The sequence below is a fragment of the Parafrankia elaeagni genome, from assembly GCF_000374165.1.
Classification (GTDB): domain Bacteria; phylum Actinomycetota; class Actinomycetes; order Frankiales; family Frankiaceae; genus Parafrankia; species Parafrankia elaeagni.
The window spans coordinates 321,357-339,932 of the sequence record NZ_KB893671.1 but is presented as its reverse complement, the minus strand read 5'-3'; the positions used below and the strand labels follow the sequence as shown (position 1 = coordinate 339,932).

The 18,576-nt window shown below is 72.9% G+C and carries 17 protein-coding genes and 1 pseudogene; 7 read left to right on the top strand and 11 right to left on the bottom strand.

The features are described 5' to 3' along the window. The first annotated feature begins 81 nt into the window (after positions 1-81). From B207_RS0103200 to B207_RS0103190, 3 genes are all read left to right on the top strand, one after another. Positions 82-1,269 (top strand): amidohydrolase family protein, encoded by a 1,188-nt coding sequence (locus B207_RS0103200; RefSeq protein ID WP_018635067.1) that lies wholly within the window; start codon positions 82-84, stop codon positions 1,267-1,269. Between the two features lie 195 nt (positions 1,270-1,464). After that, positions 1,465-2,196 carry an AraC family transcriptional regulator gene (locus B207_RS0103195; RefSeq protein ID WP_018635066.1) on the top strand — a complete coding sequence of 244 codons (732 nt, stop codon included), beginning with the start codon at positions 1,465-1,467 and terminating at the stop codon, positions 2,194-2,196. A gap of 54 nt (positions 2,197-2,250) precedes the next feature. Then, positions 2,251-3,804 carry an ABC transporter substrate-binding protein gene (locus B207_RS0103190; protein WP_018635065.1) on the top strand — a complete coding sequence of 518 codons (1,554 nt, stop codon included), beginning with the start codon at positions 2,251-2,253 and terminating at the stop codon, positions 3,802-3,804. Positions 3,805-3,962: 158 nt separating this feature from the next. On the opposite strand, the gene B207_RS0103185 is transcribed toward B207_RS0103190, so the two are convergent. The 5 genes from B207_RS0103185 to B207_RS0103160 form a co-directional block, all read right to left on the bottom strand. Beyond that, positions 3,963-5,504 (bottom strand): polyamine aminopropyltransferase, encoded by a 1,542-nt coding sequence (locus B207_RS0103185; protein WP_018635064.1) that lies wholly within the window; start codon positions 5,502-5,504, stop codon positions 3,963-3,965. Positions 5,505-5,534: 30 nt separating this feature from the next. Beyond that, positions 5,535-5,978 (bottom strand): DUF350 domain-containing protein, encoded by a 444-nt coding sequence (locus B207_RS0103180; RefSeq protein ID WP_018635063.1) that lies wholly within the window; start codon positions 5,976-5,978, stop codon positions 5,535-5,537. 75 nt (positions 5,979-6,053) lie between these two features. Next, positions 6,054-6,503 carry a DUF4247 domain-containing protein gene (locus B207_RS0103175; RefSeq protein WP_018635062.1) on the bottom strand — a complete coding sequence of 150 codons (450 nt, stop codon included), beginning with the start codon at positions 6,501-6,503 and terminating at the stop codon, positions 6,054-6,056. Next, on the bottom strand, positions 6,500-7,006 hold the full coding sequence (locus B207_RS0103170; protein ID WP_018635061.1) for a DUF2617 family protein: 507 nt from the start codon (positions 7,004-7,006) through the stop codon (positions 6,500-6,502). The genes B207_RS0103175 and B207_RS0103170 overlap by 4 nt, the downstream gene beginning before the upstream one ends. Before the next feature lie 171 nt (positions 7,007-7,177). After that, positions 7,178-7,879, bottom strand: a complete 702-nt coding sequence (locus tag B207_RS0103160; RefSeq protein ID WP_026310620.1) for a DNA alkylation repair protein — start codon at positions 7,877-7,879, stop codon at positions 7,178-7,180. A gap of 180 nt (positions 7,880-8,059) precedes the next feature. On the opposite strand from B207_RS0103160, the pseudogene B207_RS42510 reads away from it, so the two are divergent. After that, a pseudogene (locus tag B207_RS42510) lies at positions 8,060-9,124 on the top strand (PP2C family protein-serine/threonine phosphatase); the annotation flags it as partial. A gap of 99 nt (positions 9,125-9,223) precedes the next feature. Here the strand turns inward: B207_RS42510 and B207_RS39445 are convergent. The 4 genes from B207_RS39445 to B207_RS0103135 all read right to left on the bottom strand — a co-directional run bounded on the left by B207_RS39445 (position 9,224) and on the right by B207_RS0103135 (position 13,522). Next, the gene (locus B207_RS39445; RefSeq protein WP_026310619.1) at positions 9,224-10,258 is read right to left on the bottom strand and encodes a hypothetical protein; all 1,035 of its coding nucleotides are present in this window, start codon (positions 10,256-10,258) and stop codon (positions 9,224-9,226) included. A gap of 288 nt (positions 10,259-10,546) precedes the next feature. Further along, the gene (locus B207_RS0103145) at positions 10,547-11,683 is read right to left on the bottom strand and encodes a bifunctional RNase H/acid phosphatase (RefSeq protein WP_018635057.1); all 1,137 of its coding nucleotides are present in this window, start codon (positions 11,681-11,683) and stop codon (positions 10,547-10,549) included. 112 nt (positions 11,684-11,795) lie between these two features. After that, entirely contained in the window at positions 11,796-12,539 is a 744-nt protein-coding gene (locus B207_RS0103140; RefSeq protein WP_018635056.1) for a zinc ribbon domain-containing protein, read from the bottom strand. 11 nt (positions 12,540-12,550) lie between these two features. Further along, positions 12,551-13,522 carry a Nif3-like dinuclear metal center hexameric protein gene (locus tag B207_RS0103135; RefSeq protein ID WP_018635055.1) on the bottom strand — a complete coding sequence of 324 codons (972 nt, stop codon included), beginning with the start codon at positions 13,520-13,522 and terminating at the stop codon, positions 12,551-12,553. A gap of 163 nt (positions 13,523-13,685) precedes the next feature. Between B207_RS0103135 and B207_RS0103130 the strand changes: the two genes are divergently transcribed. Together B207_RS0103130 and B207_RS0103125 are read left to right on the top strand one after the other, a co-directional pair. Beyond that, positions 13,686-13,907 carry a hypothetical protein gene (locus B207_RS0103130; protein ID WP_018635054.1) on the top strand — a complete coding sequence of 74 codons (222 nt, stop codon included), beginning with the start codon at positions 13,686-13,688 and terminating at the stop codon, positions 13,905-13,907. A gap of 193 nt (positions 13,908-14,100) precedes the next feature. Continuing rightward, a complete protein-coding gene (locus tag B207_RS0103125; RefSeq protein ID WP_018635053.1) occupies positions 14,101-16,368 on the top strand; it encodes a zinc metalloprotease in 2,268 nt (755 codons plus the stop codon). A 31-nt stretch (positions 16,369-16,399) separates the two neighbouring features. Here B207_RS0103125 and B207_RS0103120 read toward each other — a convergent pair whose 3' ends face one another. Then, positions 16,400-16,750 (bottom strand): hypothetical protein, encoded by a 351-nt coding sequence (locus B207_RS0103120; RefSeq protein WP_018635052.1) that lies wholly within the window; start codon positions 16,748-16,750, stop codon positions 16,400-16,402. 149 nt (positions 16,751-16,899) lie between these two features. Here B207_RS0103120 and B207_RS0103115 point away from each other — a divergent pair, with 149 nt between their 5' ends. Next, positions 16,900-17,574, top strand: a complete 675-nt coding sequence (locus B207_RS0103115; RefSeq protein ID WP_026310618.1) for an LON peptidase substrate-binding domain-containing protein — start codon at positions 16,900-16,902, stop codon at positions 17,572-17,574. Between the two features lie 43 nt (positions 17,575-17,617). On the opposite strand, the gene B207_RS36650 is transcribed toward B207_RS0103115, so the two are convergent. Next, positions 17,618-18,124, bottom strand: a complete 507-nt coding sequence (locus B207_RS36650) for a GNAT family N-acetyltransferase (RefSeq protein WP_018635051.1) — start codon at positions 18,122-18,124, stop codon at positions 17,618-17,620. Between the last annotated feature and the right edge of the window lie 452 nt (positions 18,125-18,576).

The following is an 18,576-nucleotide window of genomic DNA, read 5'->3' as shown; positions in this document are numbered from 1 at the left end:
ACCGATAACGCAAAGACGATCGGCCTCCCGGGCACCGATGATGAAACGGGAGCGAACAGCCCCCGGACCGAGGAGGGAAAATTGACACCCACCCCAGAACTGATCATCGATGCGGACAGTCACATCACCGAACCGCCGGACGTGTGGACCGCCCGGGTACCGCGGAAATACCGTGAGGAAGTTCCGTTCGTGGTGCGGCAGGGAACGGCCGACACCTGGGTGCTGGGCGGTGAAAGACTGGCGCCGGTCGGCGCGACGGCGGTCGCCGGCTGGCCGACCTTCCCGCCCGACTATCCGCAGACCTACGAGGACTGCCACCCGGCGGCCTACCAGGCCGACGCCCGACTCCGCTACATGGATGCGGCCGGAATCTGGGCACAGGTCCTCTATCCGAACGTCGGTGGATTCGGCAGCGAGAACTTCCTGAAGCTGAAGGACGACAGCCTGAAACTGCTGTGCGTCTCGGCCTACAACGACTTCCTGCTGGAATGGTCCGCGGCTGACTCGCGCCGGCTGCTGCCGGTGGTCGCCACCCCCTTCTGGGACATCCGACAGACCGTCCGGGAGATCGAGCGGTGCGCTCCGCTGGGCGCACGCGGCATCCTGTTCACCGGAGAGCCACAGCGCTACGGGCTGCCGGTGCTCGGCGCGGCACACTGGGACCCGCTGTGGGAGGTGGCCCGCGAGACGGGGCTGCCCATCCACTTCCACATCGGCAGTGCCGGTGACACCCTCGAACTGTCCACGCCGGAACGCTACGCGACGCACCGGGCCGAAGGCGCCCAGGCCTACACCGCGGTCAGCCTGTTCATGAAGAACGGCGTCCAGTGCTCCGACCTCATCACCTCCGGCGTGCTCTCCCGCCACCCCGAACTGAAGTTCGTCTCGGTCGAAAGCGGAATCGGCTGGCTGCCGTTCATGCTGGAAGCCACCGATTACAGCTGGCTGGGCGCGTTCAGGCCCGGCCGGGAACGCCAGAAGGGGGATGTGCTGCCGTCGGAGCTGTTCCGCCAGAGTGTCTACGTCACCTACTGGTTCGAATCCGTCGCGCCGAAGCACTTCCTCGATCTCGTGCCGATCGACAACGTGATGTTCGAAACTGATTTCCCGCACGTCACCTGCCTGTTCGAGAACATCCAGGAGACCATTTCCTCCGGTCTCGGCCACCTCGACCCGGGCGCCCGCCGCAAAATCCTGTGGGACAACGCCGAGAAGCTCTACCGAATTGAGAGGCCGCCGGCGTCGTGGTGGGAGACGGCCGGGCGCTGATGCCGGGTTCGCACCGCCCGGCCGGCACACAGTCCACCCACCGGGCTCATGTCAAGACTTTGCCGAGGTGAGGATCTGCACTAACGTCACATCATGATCCCCGCAGAAAGTCCCGACCGGAATTTACCCGTCTGGAGCGCCAGGACCCACGGTGGAGACGCTCACGCCGTCCGGGCCGGTACCTGGGCCAAGGAGGTGGGAGACGAAGTCGTCACCGGGTGGCATCTGCACGACCTGCACCAGCTGGAATACGCGCTGGAGGGCGTCATCCAGGTCGAGACCGCGACCACCCGTTACCTGCTGCCTCCCCAGCAGGCCGTCTGGATTCCCGCCGGCACGTCACATTCGAGCACCTGGACGAACGTCAAGGCCGTCTCGGTCTTCTTCGACCCGGCGATGAACGTGCCGGGAGGCGACCGGGTACGTGTGCTGGCCGCCGCGCCGGTGATCCGTGAGATGATTCTGTACGGCAAAAGGTGGCCGATCAACCGGACCCAACGGGATCCCATGGCCGATTCCTTCTTCGATGTCCTCGCCTCTCTCGTCGTCGAATGGCTCGAACACGAGACCCCGCTGTGTCTGCCGACCGCCAGCGATTCGCTGGTGGCCGCGGCCATGGACTACACCGACAAACACCTCGCCGAGGTCACCCTGCCCAGGTTGTGTGCCGCGGTGGGCACCTCGGAACGGTCGCTGCGCCGGGCGTTCCACACCGCGACCGGAATGTCCTGGCGGCAGTACCTCCTGGAGAGCCGCCTCCTGAGGGCCATGGCCATGCTCGCGCAGGACGGCGACAAACTGAACGTGATCGACATCGCCGTCGCCGTCGGCTTCCAGAGCGTCAGCGCCTTCACCCGGGCGTTCACCCGCTACGCGGGTGAGGCGCCCAGCACCTATCGTCAGCGCGTTCGCACCCGTATCCACTGAGCTCGGACGCGCCTCGGCCGGCCCCACGAAGCTCTCGGAGTCCTCATGCACAGAATGCGATTACTCGTCGCTGCCACCGTCTGCGCCACCGCTCTCCTCCTCGGCGCCTGCGGTGGCAGTTCCAGCCCGGCCTCCGACTCCGCCTCGCCCTCCGGAGCACCGGTGTCCGGTGGCCACGCACGGATCATCCTCATCAACGACGTACGCACCCTGGACCCGGTCGTCCTCGGCAACGCCTTCACGGTCGGCGCCCTCGTGGGCAATGCGCTGTACGGAACTCTGCTGCGAGCCGACGAGACCGGTGTGGTGCGATCCTCGATGGCCGAGTCGTTCACGACCACCGACGGCGGCGCCACGTTCACCCTGAAGCTGCGGCCCGGTCTGGTGTTCTCGGACGGCACCCCGCTGAACGCCGAGGCCGTGCGGTTCAACTGGGACCGCGCCAAGGACCCGACCACCGGCTCCACCGCGCGCGCGGAGGCCTCGGTGATCACATCCTCCGCGGTGGTGGACGCCACGACGCTGAGCGTCAGTCTGGCGTCCCCGTCACCGAGGTATGCCGAGTCGATTCTGACCTCGACACTGAACTGGATCGCCTCGCCGGCCGCCCTGCGGCAGGGGCGGGAGGCCTTCGACGCCAGGCCGATCGGCGCGGGGCCGTTCACCCTGCGCAGCTGGACGCGCAACAGCACCCTGGAGCTGACCAGAAACTCCCGCTACTGGGACCAGCCCCGACCGTACCTGGCCAGTCTCACGCTGCGCGCGGTGCCCGACGCCACGCAGCGGCTGAACACGGTGGTCACCGGCGGCGCTGACCTGGCCATCGAGTCGAGCCCGGCCAACCTCGGCAAGGCCACGGACGCCGGCCTGGCCACCGCCGTCATGCCCCTGTCCGGCGGAACGCTCATCGCGCTCAACAGCCGCCGGCCACCGTTCGACGACATCCGCGCCCGGCGGGCCCTCGCCCTCGCCCTCGACATGGACGACCTGAACCTCGCGGTCTACAACGGCGCCGCGGAGCCGGCCACCACACTGTTCACGAAGAGCTCACCCTTCTACTCGGACACTCCGCTGCGCAGGACGGACCGGCCTGCCGCCCAGCGCCTGTTCGACGAGCTGGCCGCCGCGGGAAAACCGCTCACCTTCACCTACACCAACGTTCCGACCTCGGAGAACCGGCTGACCGCGGAGAACGTCCAGGCCCAGCTCAGCAGATTCCGGAACGTGAAGGTCGAGATCCGTACGATCCAGGTCGCCGAGCTCGCCGCGCTACGCACGACCCATGACTTCGACGCGGCCACCTCGACCGCGATCTTCATCGATCCCGAGCCGCGGCTGGCGACCGTCTTCGCCGGAAACTCCCTGGCGAACCTGTCCGGCGTCGCCGACCCGGAACTGGACCGGGCCCTGCGGACCGGTGGGTCCGCCAGCTCCGAGGCGGACCGTCGGGCTGCCTACGGAACTGTGCAGAAGCGGCTGGCCGATCTGGTTCCGGCGGTCTTCCTCATGCGCACGACCCCCGGGGTCGTCGCGAACGCCAGGGTCTCCGGCTTCGAGCAGTACGGTCTCGGGTCCCTGCTGCCCGACCAGCTGTGGATGGACGACTGACAGCCGGACCGCCATGGTCCACACTCCGACGCTGAACCCGACCTCGCGGCGAGGAACCGGCCGCCGTGTCAGATCACCGGACCCGGGCCGGCCGTGGGAGCCGGAGAGCGCGAGAAGCTCTGCCCGGCTCTCCACCCGGCCGGCCCTCCCTCCATCCGCTAACGCTGGTAGCCGGTTCGCAGGTCGTCGACGATCCTCGGGTGGTCGAGCGTGGAGGGGGCGAGGGCGCGGGGAGCCCGGTCCGGGGGGAAGACGCCGGCGGCGGTGAGTACCGCCTGGCTGAGAAAGCGGGCCTGGGCGGCGCGCTCGGAGAGCACGAGCGGCGGGGGCGGCCCTCCCGTCGTCGCGAGCAGGAAACCCCAGTCCCCGAAGCTCGGGACGTCCACGTGGTACGGCGTGGTGGCCAGGCCCGCGGCCGCGGCCGTGCTCACCGTGCGCCAGTAGGCATCCGGGGTCGCGTACGGGCTGCCGGCCTGCACGGTGAGCAGGCCGCCGGGGGCGAGGACCGCCCGGACCAGGCCGTAGAACTCCTGGGAGTAGAGCCGGCCGAGCGCCGGGGTGTCCGGGTCGGGCATGTCCACGACCACGGCGTCGAACGGCCGCGGCGGCGGGTCGCGCAGCCAGCGGAAGGCGTCGGCCACCACCACCTGGACCCGGGGGTCGTCGAGCGCGCCGCGGTTGAGCCGGGCGAAGGTCGTCCGGGCGACTGTGATCACCTGCGGGTCCAGCTCGACCTGCACCACCTGGCGGACGGTCCGGTGGCGCAGCAGTTCGCGGGCGGCGAGCCCGTCGCCACCGCCGAGGACGAGGACACGTGCCGGGTCACGGGCGAGCGCGGGGGCGACGAGCGACTCGGTGTAGCGGTGTTCGTCGGCGCTGGAGAACTGCAGGTCACCATCGAGGTAGAGGCGCAGGTCGCTGCCGCGGCGGGTCACGACGATCTCCTGGTAGTCCGACCGGGTGGCGACGATGATCGGGTCCGCGTAGAGCCGCTGGCGGGCGTCGGTCTCGATGTCCCGGGCGCGCACCAGCAGCGTGCCGAGCAGCGTGGCGGCGGACAGGAGCGCGACGAGCGCGGTGACGAGCGCGCGCCGGGTCAGCCACCGCCGCAGCAGCAGCGCGGCGACCACGCTCGCGGCGGCCAGGTTGACCAGCCCGGTCAGCGCGGCTCCGCGGATCATGCCGGCGGCGGGGAGCAGGACGAACGGCCAGACCAGCCCGCCGACGAGGGCGCCGGCGTAGTCGGCCGCGTTGAGGTCGGCGAGCAGCCGGCCGCTGCCCTGGGCGTCCATGTCCGTCCGGCCGGTCTGCAGGAGGGTGACGAGCAGCGGCAGTTCGGCGCCGACGAGCATGCCGAGCAGCGCGGTGCCGAGGACGAGCACCGGCCCGCTGGTCGCGTAGAAGCTGAAGGCCACGTAGAGGGTGACGGCGCTGAGCCCGCCGAGGACGCCGAGGAGGGTCTCGACGGCGACGAAGGCGGCGGCCGCGCTGCCGAGGAAGGGTTTGACCAGCAGCGCACCGGCGCCGAGGGCGGCGACGAAACCGGCGACGATCAGCGACGTCTGGGTGATACCGCCGCCGGCGAGGCTGGCCGACAGGGTGAGCAGGACCAGCTCGTACACCAGGCCGCAGGCGGCGCAGACCGCGACCGCGGCCAGCAGGAGCGGGCGGGCCCGGGCGGGCAGCGGGCCGGGTGCCACGGGCGGCCTCGATGTCAGGAGAGCGCGGTGTCAGGAGAGCGCGGCGGCGTTGACCGCGCCGATCGCGAGCAGGCTGGCGGCGACCGCCCACGCCGCCGGGCTCAGGGTCGGCTCGTTGACGATCGCGCGCAGGTGCCCGGGCACGACGGCGTCGAGCACCCGGAGCGCGAGCGCGTGCAGCGCGACGCCGACGAGGCCGTAGACCGCCGAGTCGACGAGGCCCTGGGCCAGCGAGTCCGAGCTGGTCACGATGGCCGTGGCCACGATGAGCGTCAGCGAGAGATGGTTCCCCACCAGCAGGACGGTGGCGTTCGGACGGTGGTCGACATAGACCTGCTGGCGCAGGCTGCCGGGGGTGAGCATGTCGAGGACCAGAAAGCCCAGCGCGAGGACGCCGGCGCCGACCACGAAGTAGAGCAGGGTGGCGACGATGCCTTCGCCGAGGTCACCGGCGTCCAGGCTGCCGAAGTTCACAAGGCTCTCCCGGTGAGGTGCGGGGGGACGGGGGGACGCTGCTGACCGGCCGGGTGACGGCGCTCCCGCCCCGGGTCACTTCCCATCGCCGGGACCGCCGTCGCCGTCGGCCGGCGAGCCGGGGCCGAATCCGCTGCCGAGGAACGCGTACTGGCCCCGGTTGAACTGGTCGTCGAGGTCCTCCACCCGCACGGTGCTGCCGGCGCCGGCGGCCGCCGCGCTGACGATCACGATGTCGTCGGCGTAGCGGAGGTACTCGTTGCCCCGGTCGGTGGCTCGGGCGGCCGGCGCCGCCCCGGCGGCGATGGCCGCGGCGGTCCGCCCGACCGGGTCGGAGGAGGTGTAGCGCACGGTGTCGCCCTGCGCGCCGGTGCGGCGGTAGTGGTCGGCGACCCAGCTCCGGGCGTCGTTGTCGCTCCCGCAGGCGGGGAGGACCGCGACGACGAGCGCGACGGGGAGGGCGAGGGGGAGGCCGAACGCGGCGCGGGTGGTCCCGGCGACACGGGCGACACGGGCGGCGGTCATCGCGGCTCCCAGCGGCTGTGCGTGGTCACGATCTCGTGCGTGCGCGAGCCCGGGTAGAGATGCCAGGTGCGCCACTGCCAGCCGTGCGGCGTCGGCGCGCCGGTCAGGGCGGTCACCGCCCACTCGTCGCCGGGGAAGGCGGCGCACAGCCAGTCGGACCTTCCGGCCGCCCGGGCCCGCAGACTTTCCGCGAGCGAGTCGAGTTCGCGCCGATCGACGGTGCGCACCTGCGCTCGCAGGGTGTAGCCGTCCTCCTCCGCTCGTGACGGCAGCGGGCAGCCGCCGGCCGCGACGGCGTCGCAGGATACCTCCTCGGTCAGCCGGCGGGTGCCCGCCGAGGCGCTCACCGCATGCGAGGCGCCCAGGACGGCGAGGGTCAGCGTGCCGTGCGGCGCGTGCAGCTCGACGCTGGCCAGCGAGGCCGGGCTCGAAGCTCCGAGCAGCAGCCCGAGGGAGGCGGCGCGGACGTCGCGGGGCACGACCGCCAGCTCAAGTGTGGTCACCGGACCAGGACCTCGCCGCTGTGGTCCGGCAGGACCGGCAGGACCGGCAGGACCGAATCGACCGGCCGGACCGGCGCACGGCGGAGGTCGGGCACCTGGGTCCTTCCGGCCGGGGAACTGGCTGGCAAGAACATACCGGACGTACTGCTCACTTTCCGCTGGTGAGGAACGTCAGGCGAGGTGCTTCAGCGCCTCGCGGCGGGACAGGGGCGACAGGGCGCCGCCGCGAGCGGCGACGAAGCGGCGAACCTCCGCCGGGTCAGTCCGGGCGTACTGGCGCAGGGCCCAGCCGATGGCCTTGCGGAGGAAGAAGTCCCGGTCGTCGAGGTTGGCGTCGATGCAGGCGTACAGCAGCTCGAGGTCTGTCGCCGCCTTGAAGGACAGCTGGCAGATGATCGACGCCCGCCGCCGCCACCGGTCACCGTCGCGGCTCCAGCGCAGCATCACGGGGCGGATCACAGCGGGGTCGGTGGCGAGCAGCGGCCCGACCCGACGGGAGGCGATCTCGTCGACGTGGTCCCACCAGGCACCGGTCGTGATCATCTCCTCGTAGAGCTCCAGCGTCTCCGCTCGCTGGTAGGCGCGGTAGGCGCGGTGGCCGGTCAGGTCGACCGCCGCGTACCGCTCCTCGCGGTAGGCCGCCCCCCGCCACAGCTCCAGGACGGTCGCGGCCCAGGCGGCCTGGTCGGGCAGGGTCCGCGCGGCGAGGACGGGACGTAACACCCGCTCCCGCACGGGCTTCGGCACACCGCGGTACGGCATGGCGGACTTCATGTACGCCTGCATCGCCGGCGCCTTCGCCGGGTCGGCGGCATCGGCGAGCGCTCCCCGCACCGCCGCCACCAGCCGGCCATCGACCGCCCCGCCCGCCATCCCGTCGCCTCCCATGGGACGGGATGGTGCCCGCCACCACCGACAGTCTTTCGCCGCACCTGTCCGAACTGCTCCGGACGGCCTCCGTCCTGTGACGCGCTGCCTCGCTCCCGTGGCGTTGGGTATGGGGGACATGTGGGTCAACGCCGGGTGCCGGACGGGCAGTGGTGCCGCCAACGCATGTTCCGGGCGCACCGCGGGAGCGCGCCGCGCCGCCGTGGCAGGGGCCGGGCATCCCCCGGGCGGTGCGCCCGCTCGGCCACGGCGATCGCGCCACTCATGATCATTCTTGTGGTGTGCGTGGTCGATGCCGTGGGCGGGCCCGGGTTCGTCATCATCGCCCTGGTCATGGGAGCTCCGCTGCTGGCCGCCAGCTTCGCCGGTCCGCGGCTGACCGGGATCTACGCCGTCGCCGCCCTGGCTGGAGCGGGTGCGCTGGCAGTCTCGGACGGGGTGACGGACCCGGGGGCGGGCGGCGGGCAGAGCGCCAGGCTCATCCGACTCGTCGGCATCGCGCTCGCGGGGGTCGTCGCGGTCGGCGTCAGCCGGGCCCGGCAGGCCCGCGACCGCCGGATGACCGAGATCGTGCGGGTCTCGGAGGTCGCCCAGCGCGCGATTCTCGGCACCGTCCCCGAGACCGTGCACGGCCTGCGTTTCGCGGCCGCCTACCGGAGCGCGGCGGTGGAGGCGCGGGTCGGCGGAGACCTCTACGAGGTGGTGGACGGCCCGCGGGGGGTGCGGTTGATCGTGGGGGACGTACGGGGCAAGGGCCTGGGGGCGGTCCGGCTCACCAGTCGTGTGCTGGGTACCTTCCGCGCGCTGGCCGGGCGGCTGGACGACCCGAGGTCCCTGGTCGTGGCCCTGGACTGCGAGGTCGCCGGGTTCGAGGGCGAGGAGCCGGACTGCGGTGTGGCGGACTTCGTCACGGCGGTCGTCGCCCAGATCGACGACGCCGGGTGCATGCAGCTGTTCAACGCCGGCCATCCCGATCCGCTGCGGGTGCGCCGGGGGCGGGTGGAAGCCCTGTCCCCTCCCGCCCGGGACCTCCCCCTGGGTCTGGGTTGCCGCCCGGACCCGGCCCGGGTGCGGCTCGACCGGTCCGACCGGGTGCTGTTCTACACCGACGGCCTCGCCGAGGCCCGCCACCCGGCGACCCGGCAGTTCTTCCCGCTCCGCCCGGCGGTGCAGGCCGCGTTCGCCGCCGACAGGGAGCTGCCCGAGTCGCTGGCGGTCCTGGTCGACGCGCTCGCGGACTGGACGGAGGGTTCGCTCGACGACGATGTCGCGATGGTGGCCGTGGAGCGTGTCGGCCGCGGCAGCCCGGTGCCGGGCGGTCTGGGCGGGTCACGGGGTGAGGCGCGGGGCGTGCCAGGTACGGAGGCGGTCGTCGAGGTCGTCCAGGGCGGCGTGCCAGCCGACGTAGCCGCGGGCCTCGCCGACGAAGCGCCGGGCCCGCCCGGCGATGACGGAGCTCGGCCGGTCGCGGGAGATGGTGAGGGCCGCGTCGACGAGGTGGACCGCATGGTCCAGATCCCTGCGTCCGGCGGCGGCGGTGGCCGCCGCGATCCGGGCCATGGACCGCAGGCCGGTGGCGCCCGCCAGGTCGAGCTGGTGGATGGCCGCGTCGGTGTAGACACTCGCCGCCCCCGGCATCCCGAGCTCGACATAGGCGGCTGCTGACAGCTCGGAGAGGGTCAGCACGTGCAGTGTGTCGATCGAGAAGCCGGGCTCGCCGTGCTGGTCCGCGGTCAGCGAACCGACGATGCTCCAGGCCCGGCCGACGGCTTCGTGGACTTTCCAGCGGGCGCCGAGCGCACCGTGGGCGCGTGCCTCGATGGCCGCCGCCCGCGCCGCCGCGGGGGTCCCGGGGCCGACGAGTGCGCGCCCGGCGGCGGCGAGCCCGACCGCGTCCGCCGGACGTCCGGCCTTGCGGGCCAGGGACGACTGCCACAGCCGGATCCAGCACATCAGCGTCGCGTCGCCGGCCTCGGCGGCGTGCTGGTAGGCCTCGCCGAACGCGGCCGCGGCACCGGTGGTGTCCCCGGTGTCGTGACGGGTCGTGGCCCACAGGGCCGCGAGCCGGCCGACCACCTGGTGCAGCCGCAGCCGGGTGGCGGGCGGCAGGGAGTCCCGTGCCAGCAGGGAGCGCACCACGGGCAGCTGGCGCCGCAGCCGGGCGGCGGTGACGGCGATCGGGGTGCGCTCGTAGTCGGCGGTGATCCGCGCCACCCGGTCGTCGAGGTGGCCGAGAAGATCCGGTGACGGGCTCACCGCGCCGCTGCCCCGGCCCGCCCGGCCCGGCAGCTCACCCGCGCCGAGAAGGTCGAGGGGGAGCAGGGCACCGGCGGCCAGCAGCCGGCGCCGGGAACTGGCGTCCATGTCCGGTGTCCTCCGCGTGGCACAGCGGAGGGTGGCAGCTGCCTTCGAGGTGGCGCCGTCGACCGGCCCCGTACTCCGCGCATGTCCCGGATCCTGGGGCCACCGGGACGGCCCCGTCACCCTCCGATGCCACTGCCGGACACGAGCCGGCGACGGTTTCCGCAGGCAGGGTGTCCGTTCACCCCGCCTGCGGCCCGTTTTCCACCACGCAAAAACAATCGACGCGCAACATGCGAGCTGCGTCGCTGGGGGCGGGAGGGGCTGGTGGCGGGAGGGGCTGGTGGCGGGCTACTCGCCCGCGGTGACGAGGTGTGCCACGTGGTGGGTGTCGTTGAAGCCGCGCAGCACCGCGGGGCCGTCGGAGTACCAGTCGACGGTGGTGATCGACACCAGGTCGAGGTGCAGGCGGTAGAGAACGGCCGGCTCCGCGGCGAGCGCCAGCTGGGTGAGGGCCTTGATCGGCGTGACGTGCGAGACGATCAGGACCCGCCCGGCGGGGTACCGGGCCAGGATGCGGTCCCGGGCGGCGGTGACCCGGGTGACGGTGCCCAGCAGGCTCTCACCTCCCGGCGGGGGAACCGCCGGGTCGGCCAGCCAGGCGTTGAGCTCGTCCGGGAAGCGCTCCCGGACCTCGGCGAAGGTGAGACCCTCCCAGGCGCCGAAGTCGGTCTCCCGCAGGTCCTCGTCGATGAGGTAGTCGCGGCCGAGTGCGTCGGCGGTCTGCCGGGCGCGCTTGAGCGGCGAGCTGATGACCGCGTCGAACGGCTCCTCGCGCAGCCGGTCGGCGGCGGCCGCCACCTGGTACAGCCCGGTGTCGGTGAGGGCCGCCTCGACGTTGCCGCTGAACCGCTTCTCCACCGACATCGGGGTCTGGCCGTGGCGGAGCAGGACGGTCATGGTCGGCGGCGCGGGCGGAGCCATCCAGCCGGACAGCCGGTTGGTGGTCGGCGCCTGGTGCGGCGCCGGATCCGGCGACTGCGGGATGCTGGGCTCCCAGGTGCGGCCGGCGGCGGCCGCGTCCATGGCCTCGTTCGCCAGCCGGTCGGCGTGCCCGTTGCGGGCCCGCGGCACCCAGACGAACCGGACCCGGCCGAACCGCGACGCTAGCCCGGACGCCTCCGCGACCAGCGGCCGCATCGACGGGTGCTTCACCTTCCAGCGCCCGCTCATCTGCTCGACGACGAGCTTCGAATCCATCCGGACCTCGACGTCGGCTCCGGGATCGACGTCCGCCGCGGCGCGCAGGCCGGCGAGCAGGCCCTCGTACTCGGCGACGTTGTTCGTGGCCGAGCCGATCGAGGCGGCGCGCTCCGCGAGCACCTCGCCGGAGCCGGCGTCCCGGACGAGCGCGCCGTACCCGGCAGGCCCCGGATTACCCCGGGAGCCTCCGTCAGCCTCGACGACCAGTCTGCGCCCAGCGCTCATGCCGCCACTCCCCTCGCTCGTCCGGCCCGCAGAGGTACCCGCCTCCGCAGGGGGGATGCGTGACTTTACCGGCCGTTCGGCGGTGTGGACAGCGGGCGGGTGTGGCCCCCGGTCACAGGCCGGACTCGGCCGTCCGGACCAGGATGCGGCGGCACTCCTCGCAGCGCACCACCTCGTCGGCGGGCGCGGCCGCGACCGCGCGCAGGTCGCCGCCGGAGAGCTCCAGATGGCACCCCTGGCAGCGGCGCCGGACCAGCGACGCGGCGCCCACCCCGCCGGAGGAGCCGCGGATCCGCTCGTACAGGACGACCAGCGGCTCGGGCAGGGCCGGCGCCAGCGCCTCCCGCTCGGTGCGCCGCTTCACCGCCTCGGCGTCGATCTCGCCGAACTGCTCGTCCCGGCGCTCCTCGGCTGCCTGCCGCTCGCCGGCGATCTTCTCCTGCTCGCCGACGAGGCCGGCCAGGCGGGTCTCCAGCGCGTCCACGGCCTCCATGCGCTCCAGGGCGTCGTCCTCGAGCACACCCTGGCGGCGGGCCAGCGACGCCAGCTCGGCCTGCAGGTTCTCCAGCTCACGCGGGTTGCCGATCTGACCGGACTCGAGCCGGGCGCGGTCGCGCTCGGCGCGGGAGCGGACCAGCTCGATCTCGTTCTCCAGCTTCTGCTGGGCACGGGCGATGTCGGCGATCTCCGTCCGTACCCGGACGATGTCCGTGTCGAGGCTCTCCAGGGCCGCCGACCGCTCGGCGATCATGGCGAGCTCCGGGAGGGAGCGCCGCCGCGCGGCGAGCCGGTCAAGCGCCGTGTCCAGCGCCTGGAGGTCGAGGAGGCGAAGCTGTGTTGCCGGGTCAGCCTTCATGGACTCCGTGCCTAGAGCCTTTCTTCGGGACGCGCGCCGGGCGCGTGGGGCGGATCGGACGGGCGCGCGGCGTACTCCGCGTCGGCGTACTCCGCGTCGGCACCCGGGCTGGTCGTGGTGGCGCTCACGTGCAGGCGCCAGGGGTCGGTGACACGGGTCGACACCAGAGTGTTCACGGTACGTCCCCGGGCGGCGAGACCCGCGCGCAGCCGGTCGGCGGCGCCGGCGAGCCAGGGCCACTCGCTGGCCCAGTGGGCGACGTCGACGATGACCAGCCGATGGTCCGCCACGGCGTCCAGGGTGTGGTGGTGCCGGCCGTCCGCGGTGAGCAGGGCGTCCGCCCCGGCCGCCGCGGCGGCGCCGGCGAGCTCGCCGCCCGATCCGCCGCAGACGGCGACGCGGTGTACCAGGGTGTCGGGGTCGCCGGTGGCGCGTACCCCGCCCGCGGTCGCCGGCAGCGCCCGCGCCACCCGCTCGCAGAACACCGACAGTGGTTCGGGCGCCGGCAGGGCACCTGTCCGCCCGAGCCCGCGGCACTCGGTGCCGGCGTCGGTGCGGCCCCGGGCCCGGGCCTCGGCCCGCCCGACGTTCTGCGGCAGCGGCCGCACCTCCCGCAGGCCGATCGCCGCCGCCAGGGCGTCGCTGACCCCCGGGTCGGCCACGTCGGCGTTCGTGTGCGCGGTGAACAGCGCCACCCCGGCGCGAACCAGCGTGCCCACAACCCGCCCGCCGGCCGCCGTCTCGGCGACGGAGTGGGCCCCGCGCAGGAAGAGCGGGTGGTGGGTCACCAGCAGCTGGGCCCCGGCCGCGGCCTCGGCGGCGACGTCGGGAGTCGGGTCGACCGCGAACAGCACGTCGCGCACGGGAGTGTCCGGGTCGCCGACCGACAGGCCCACCGCGTCCCACGACTCCGCCCACGCAGGCGGGTAGCAGGCTTCGAGCACGGAGACGCAGTCACGGACCGTCGCCACAAGGGAGGTCATCCCCGCGACCTTACCCGGGCGGCCGGGCGGCGGTGTCGACCGGTGACCACACGGCTGCCCTCGGACGAGGCGCCGTCACTTCGTCCTGACCTGACCCGTAACGTCACCCCTGGCGTAGGTCGTCCGCACGGGGTTACCACCCCGACGAGAAGGGGTTCGGAGCATGGCTGACGTATCGGTGCGGTTTCAGATCGCCGGGGATTCGGAGATCGTCCTGAACCTGGCGACGCCGCAGGCCGTCCGGCTTGTCGAGGCACTGATGGGCAAGGTCGCCGATGCCATGGCGGCACCGGAGCGACTCGCCGTCGGTACCTCGTGGCAGCAGGGGACGCCCGCCCCGCCCGCACCGCCGACCTTCAACCCGGGCCAGCAGCTGCCGCGGTAGCGCCCCGGGCAAACGTCGCAGCCACAACCACAACCACCGACATAACGAACACCACCGACAGAGCGGACACCGCGGGCCCGGCCGTCGCCCGGCCGGCGGTCAATGCTGCCAAAAGGCGAAATCCGACAACAACGTCGGCGCAACGCGATACAACCTCGCAAAGCATCCCCTACGAAAGGACACCTGATTTCCCATGGCGGGGGACGTACCGGCCGACGAACGGATCCTCATCACGCTCGATGATCTCGGTCCCGAGACGGACGCCCGGCCCGGTCCGCCCGGTGCCCCCGAGCTGCCGGCGGTGCAGGCGCAGCCCGGCGGCGGCACTCCGGACGCCGCGGACCTGCCCGTCCCGAGCAGCGAGCCCGAGCCGCAGGTCATCGACCTGGCGCCGGACGACCTGCCGGTCTGGGGAGTTCGCCGCAGCACCGCGACCCCGGCGCCGACCCGTGCCCAGCACGGCGAGCGGACCGTCCACCGCTACGGCCGGGTCCGTGTCCTGGGCCGCCCGGTGGACTCCGCGGTGACGCAGGCACTGCGCGGGATCTCCGCCGACCTCGCCCCCGGCGACGGGACGATCGTCTCCACGCACAGCCTGCCCGGCGGCCTGAACCGCACCGAGTCCCTGGGGGTGGAGGCGTTCCGCCTGCGCGCCAGCGAGGGCTACCGCCGCCGCAAGCGGTCCCGCCCGCGGGACGCGGCGCCCTGGGACATGGCCCACCCCTGCACCGACATCGCACCGCCGCGAGGCGCGGGCGAGACCGCGACCCCGACACCGACACCGCTCCGTGCCCTGGCCAACGGCCTGCTGGCGGACGCGGACGGCAACGGGTCCGGCGCCGCCCCAGCGCCGCTGCCGACCCTGCCGATCAGTTCCCTCAGCGGCTACCTGGAGGGCTCGGTCGCCGTCGGCCTGATCCTCGTCGAGGGCCCGACACCCGCCCTGCGGCTGACCGCCGCGGAACGCACCAAGATCGTCGCCGAGGTGCAGAACGGGCTGTCCTGGTACGCGACCCAGAACCCCGCCGCCGAGCTGACGTTCAGCTACGACATCCAGATCGTCCAGCTCCCCACCCCCGCCAACCCGGGCGCCACCGACCTCGAGGCGGTGTGGCGCGACCCGGCGATGAGCAGGCTGGGGTACGCACCGAACTTCGACGGCGTCTACGACTACGTCGAGGCGCTGCGCGCACGGCTGGGCACCCGGTGGGCGTACTGCGCGTTCGTCACCAAGTACCCGCTCGGCCACTTCGCCTACGCGTCGGTCGGCGGCCCGCGCATGGTGCTCGCCGCCGACGCCGACGGGTGGGGGCCGGACAACATCGACCGGGTCTTCGCCCACGAGACCGGGCACATCTTCGGCGCCCCGGACGAGTACGCGGGCGCCGGCTGCGACTGCGGCGGCAGCTGGGGCCGCTACGGCACCCCCAACGGCAACTGCGACAGCTGCGCGCCGGCGCCGGTCGAGTGCCTGATGCGGGCCAACACCTTCGCGCTGTGCCGCTACACGCCGTCCCACCTCGGCTGGGGCCACGGGGTCGGCGGCAACCCGGTGCTGATCCAGTCCCGCGGGCTCGGCGTCCGGGGCAACTTCGACGCCGTCGTGCCGTCGGCCTTCTCCGGGCTCACCCACGTCTGGCGGGACAACGACGCCACCGGCGCGCCCTGGCGCGACCCGTGGCAGACCGCGCAGGCCCTCGGCCGGGTCGACGCGGTCACCATGGTCCAGAGCACCCTGGCGAACCCGGGGCCGCTGGAGACGGTCGTCCGGGTCGGCCCGCGGCTGTTCTTCCTGTGGCGGGACAGCACCGGCGCCTACCAGTGGCGCCCGCCCGTCCAGCTCGCCCAGGGCGTCGGCGGCGTGCCGTCTCTGGTCCAGAGCCGGCTGGGGGCCAGAGGCAACTTCGAGCTGCTGGCACCCGCGGCGGACGTCGGCATCTTCCACCTGTGGCGCAACCACGACGTGGCGGGCTATCCGTGGAGCACGCCCCGGCTGTTCGGGGCGAACCTCGGGCGGGTCGACGCGGTGAGCCTGATCCACGGGACGCTCGGCGGCGGCGCGGGCCTGCTCGAGGCCGTCGCGCTGGTCGGCACCCGGCTGGTCCACCTCACCCGCGGCCAGGACGCCGTCTGGCGCACGGGCCAGACCTTCGCCGAAGGCGTCTCCGGCAACCCGGCGCTGATCCAGGCCCAGTACTGCGGGGCACGCAACTTCGAGGTGGTCGTGCCGTCCGCCGGCACCGGGCTGATCCACTACTTCCGGGACAACAACCCGGCCCAGCCGGTCTGGAGCGGCCCGCGCCCGTTCGCCGCCCAGCTCGGCCACGTGGACGCCGTCTCGCTGATCCAGAGCAACTACAGCGGCAACCTGGAGGTGCTGGCCCGGGTCGGCAACCGTCTCCACCTGCTCACCCGGTCGGGCGCGGCAGCGGTCTGGTCGGCACCGCAACGGGTGTTCTGACAGCTTCTCAGGCCGGGGACGTCCAGCCTCCCTAGGTCGGGGCGTCCCAGGGCTCGCCGTCGCGGCGGCGGGACGGCTTCGGGCGTCCGCGAGCCTGCCAGCCACCCACGAACAGCTGCTCCTCGGGGCGGAGCGTGCCGAGCAGCGCCGCCGGCACCTCCTCCTCGAAGACACCGGCGACGCCGGGGACACCACGGGCGTCCCCGACCCGCTCGGCGGGCAGCAGAACCAGGGCGAGCCGCGGCTCCAGCCGCGAGGTCACCCGCCCCCACCCGGTCACCCGCTCCAGCGCCGCCGAGGCCACAGTGGTGTCCCCGTCCAGGACGACGAGCAGTTCGTGGGGCGGGCCCCACCCGCCGTCCTGCTGACCCCGATCACTCACCGGACTTCCTCCTGTTCTCGGCCCGCAGCAGGCACGACACCCGCCGTGTCCGAGTGCGGATGGACGCGGCGGCCGGTACAGGACAGGCTGGGACCATGCGGGCCCGTCCACGGGCCGGTGATGCGCGGTCTATGGGGGTGAGGGAGATCATGGGTGAGCGCCTGCCCCTGTTTCCGCTCGGTACTGTCCTGCTGCCCGGTCTGCTGATGCCACTGCAGATCTTCGAGGAACGCTACCGGGTCCTGGTCCGCGAACTGCTCGAAATCCCCGAGACGGAGACCCGCCGGTTCGGGGTGGTCGCGATCCGGCGCGGGCGGGAGGTCGGCCCGGCGGTCCCCCAGACCTACGACATCGGCTGCACGGCACTGGTGCGCCGCATCGAGACCCAGCCGGACGGGAAGTTCTCCATGGTCACCGTCGGCGGGCCCCGGTTCCGGATCGGTTCCGTCGACAGCGGCAGCAAGCCCTACCTCGTCGGAGACGTCGAGTTCCTGGACGACGTCCCCGGGGACGAGGCCGCCGCGGCGAACCACGCGGCGGTCGTCACCCGGCTGATGCGCGAGTACACCGACCGCCTCACCGCCAGCGGCACCGTCGAGATCAGGCTTCCCGACATGCCGACCGACCCGATCGCGCTGTCCTACCTCATCGCGGCGGCGGTGGCGAACGACCTCGCCGAACGCCAGGAACTGCTCGCCGCCCCGGACGCGGCGACCAGACTGCGCGCCGAGCGCGCCCTTCTCCGCCGCGAACTGGGCCTGCTCGAACGAATCACCACCGTGGGCTCCAGCGAACTGAACCGCATCACCCCCAGCTCCAACTGACCCGAGCGGTCGCCTGACCCGAATGGTCGCCTGACCCGAGCGGTCAGACCAGGCCGCCGGGGTGCAGGCGTCCGCGCCCGGGGCTCAGCCGGAACACCCGCAGCGGGCCGAGGTCGCCCGGGCGGACACCGATCTCGGCCGCCCCGAGCCAGTGCACCAGCCGCAGCGACGCGGCGTTGTCCTCGTCGACCTCCACCAGCACCTCGCCCAGCCCGACCGGGCCGAACGGGCCGAACGGGCCGAACGCGTGGTCGAGGATCGCGGTGGCCGCCTCCCGGGCGAACCCCTGCCCCCAGCGGGCCGGATCGAGGCTGCACCACAGCTCGACCCCGGCACCACCGGACCACGCCACCAGCCCGGCCGCTCCGACCAGCCGGGCGGAGTCCTCGCCCTCGCCCCATGGCTCGAGCAGAACCCACAACCCCCAGCCGTGCGCCGCCATCGCCGCGGTGCTGTCCCCCACGAGCCCGGCGATCTGCTCTGCCGTGACCGGCCTGTCTGCAGCTCGCTCACCCCGCCATACTCCGATCCACGGCCCCGGCCTGACCATCCGGTTTTCGGGATCTCCTCGCCGACCGTTCCTGATCACCCAGGACGCTCCGGCCCACCCATTCGACATGCCCCGTTTCATGCACTTTTGCGAAACGAGCCACCGGCAGCGGATTCCGCGCCAGCCCTCCGTGGAGCGGCTGGGATGCGAAGGGCGACGCCCTTCGCAGCACTCCGCGTAGCGCCTGGCAGTACGGGCGGACAAAGATCGACGACACGGCGCCCGGCGATCACAGGAACCCTTGACCACCCACCACGGCCTTGGTAGCGTCTCGCACCGCGTCCCGATTACGAACTACATATCGGATATACGAACGTCGGGAGGGAGGGAGACCCGCACCGTCGTCACCAGGATCGGGTAACCGGAGCGGCTCGCCACCCAGCCTCAGCCCGCTTCTCCCGCCCAGAGCCCCGGCCATCGCGACAACATCGGTGAGATTTCCGGGGCCAACA

What these genes read in the sequence shown, in the direction of transcription:
- B207_RS0103190 (WP_018635065.1), top strand. Translation starts at nt 2,251, where the DNA reads ATGCGATTACTCGTCGCTGCCACCGTCTGCGCCACCGCTCTCCTCCTC.
- B207_RS0103175 (WP_018635062.1), bottom strand. Translation starts at nt 6,503, where the DNA reads ATGACCGCCGCCCGTGTCGCCCGTGTCGCCGGGACCACCCGCGCCGCG.
- B207_RS0103140 (WP_018635056.1), bottom strand. Translation starts at nt 12,539, where the DNA reads ATGAAGGCTGACCCGGCAACACAGCTTCGCCTCCTCGACCTCCAGGCG.
- B207_RS0103135 (WP_018635055.1), bottom strand. Translation starts at nt 13,522, where the DNA reads ATGACCTCCCTTGTGGCGACGGTCCGTGACTGCGTCTCCGTGCTCGAA.
- B207_RS36650 (WP_018635051.1), bottom strand. Translation starts at nt 18,124, where the DNA reads ATGGTCAGGCCGGGGCCGTGGATCGGAGTATGGCGGGGTGAGCGAGCT.
- B207_RS0103125 (WP_018635053.1), top strand. Translation starts at nt 14,101, where the DNA reads ATGGCGGGGGACGTACCGGCCGACGAACGGATCCTCATCACGCTCGAT.
- B207_RS0103160 (WP_026310620.1), bottom strand. Translation starts at nt 7,879, where the DNA reads ATGGCGGGCGGGGCGGTCGATGGCCGGCTGGTGGCGGCGGTGCGGGGA.
- B207_RS0103115 (WP_026310618.1), top strand. Translation starts at nt 16,900, where the DNA reads ATGGGTGAGCGCCTGCCCCTGTTTCCGCTCGGTACTGTCCTGCTGCCC.
- B207_RS0103145 (WP_018635057.1), bottom strand. Translation starts at nt 11,683, where the DNA reads ATGAGCGCTGGGCGCAGACTGGTCGTCGAGGCTGACGGAGGCTCCCGG.
- B207_RS39445 (WP_026310619.1), bottom strand. Translation starts at nt 10,258, where the DNA reads ATGGACGCCAGTTCCCGGCGCCGGCTGCTGGCCGCCGGTGCCCTGCTC.
- B207_RS0103130 (WP_018635054.1), top strand. Translation starts at nt 13,686, where the DNA reads ATGGCTGACGTATCGGTGCGGTTTCAGATCGCCGGGGATTCGGAGATC.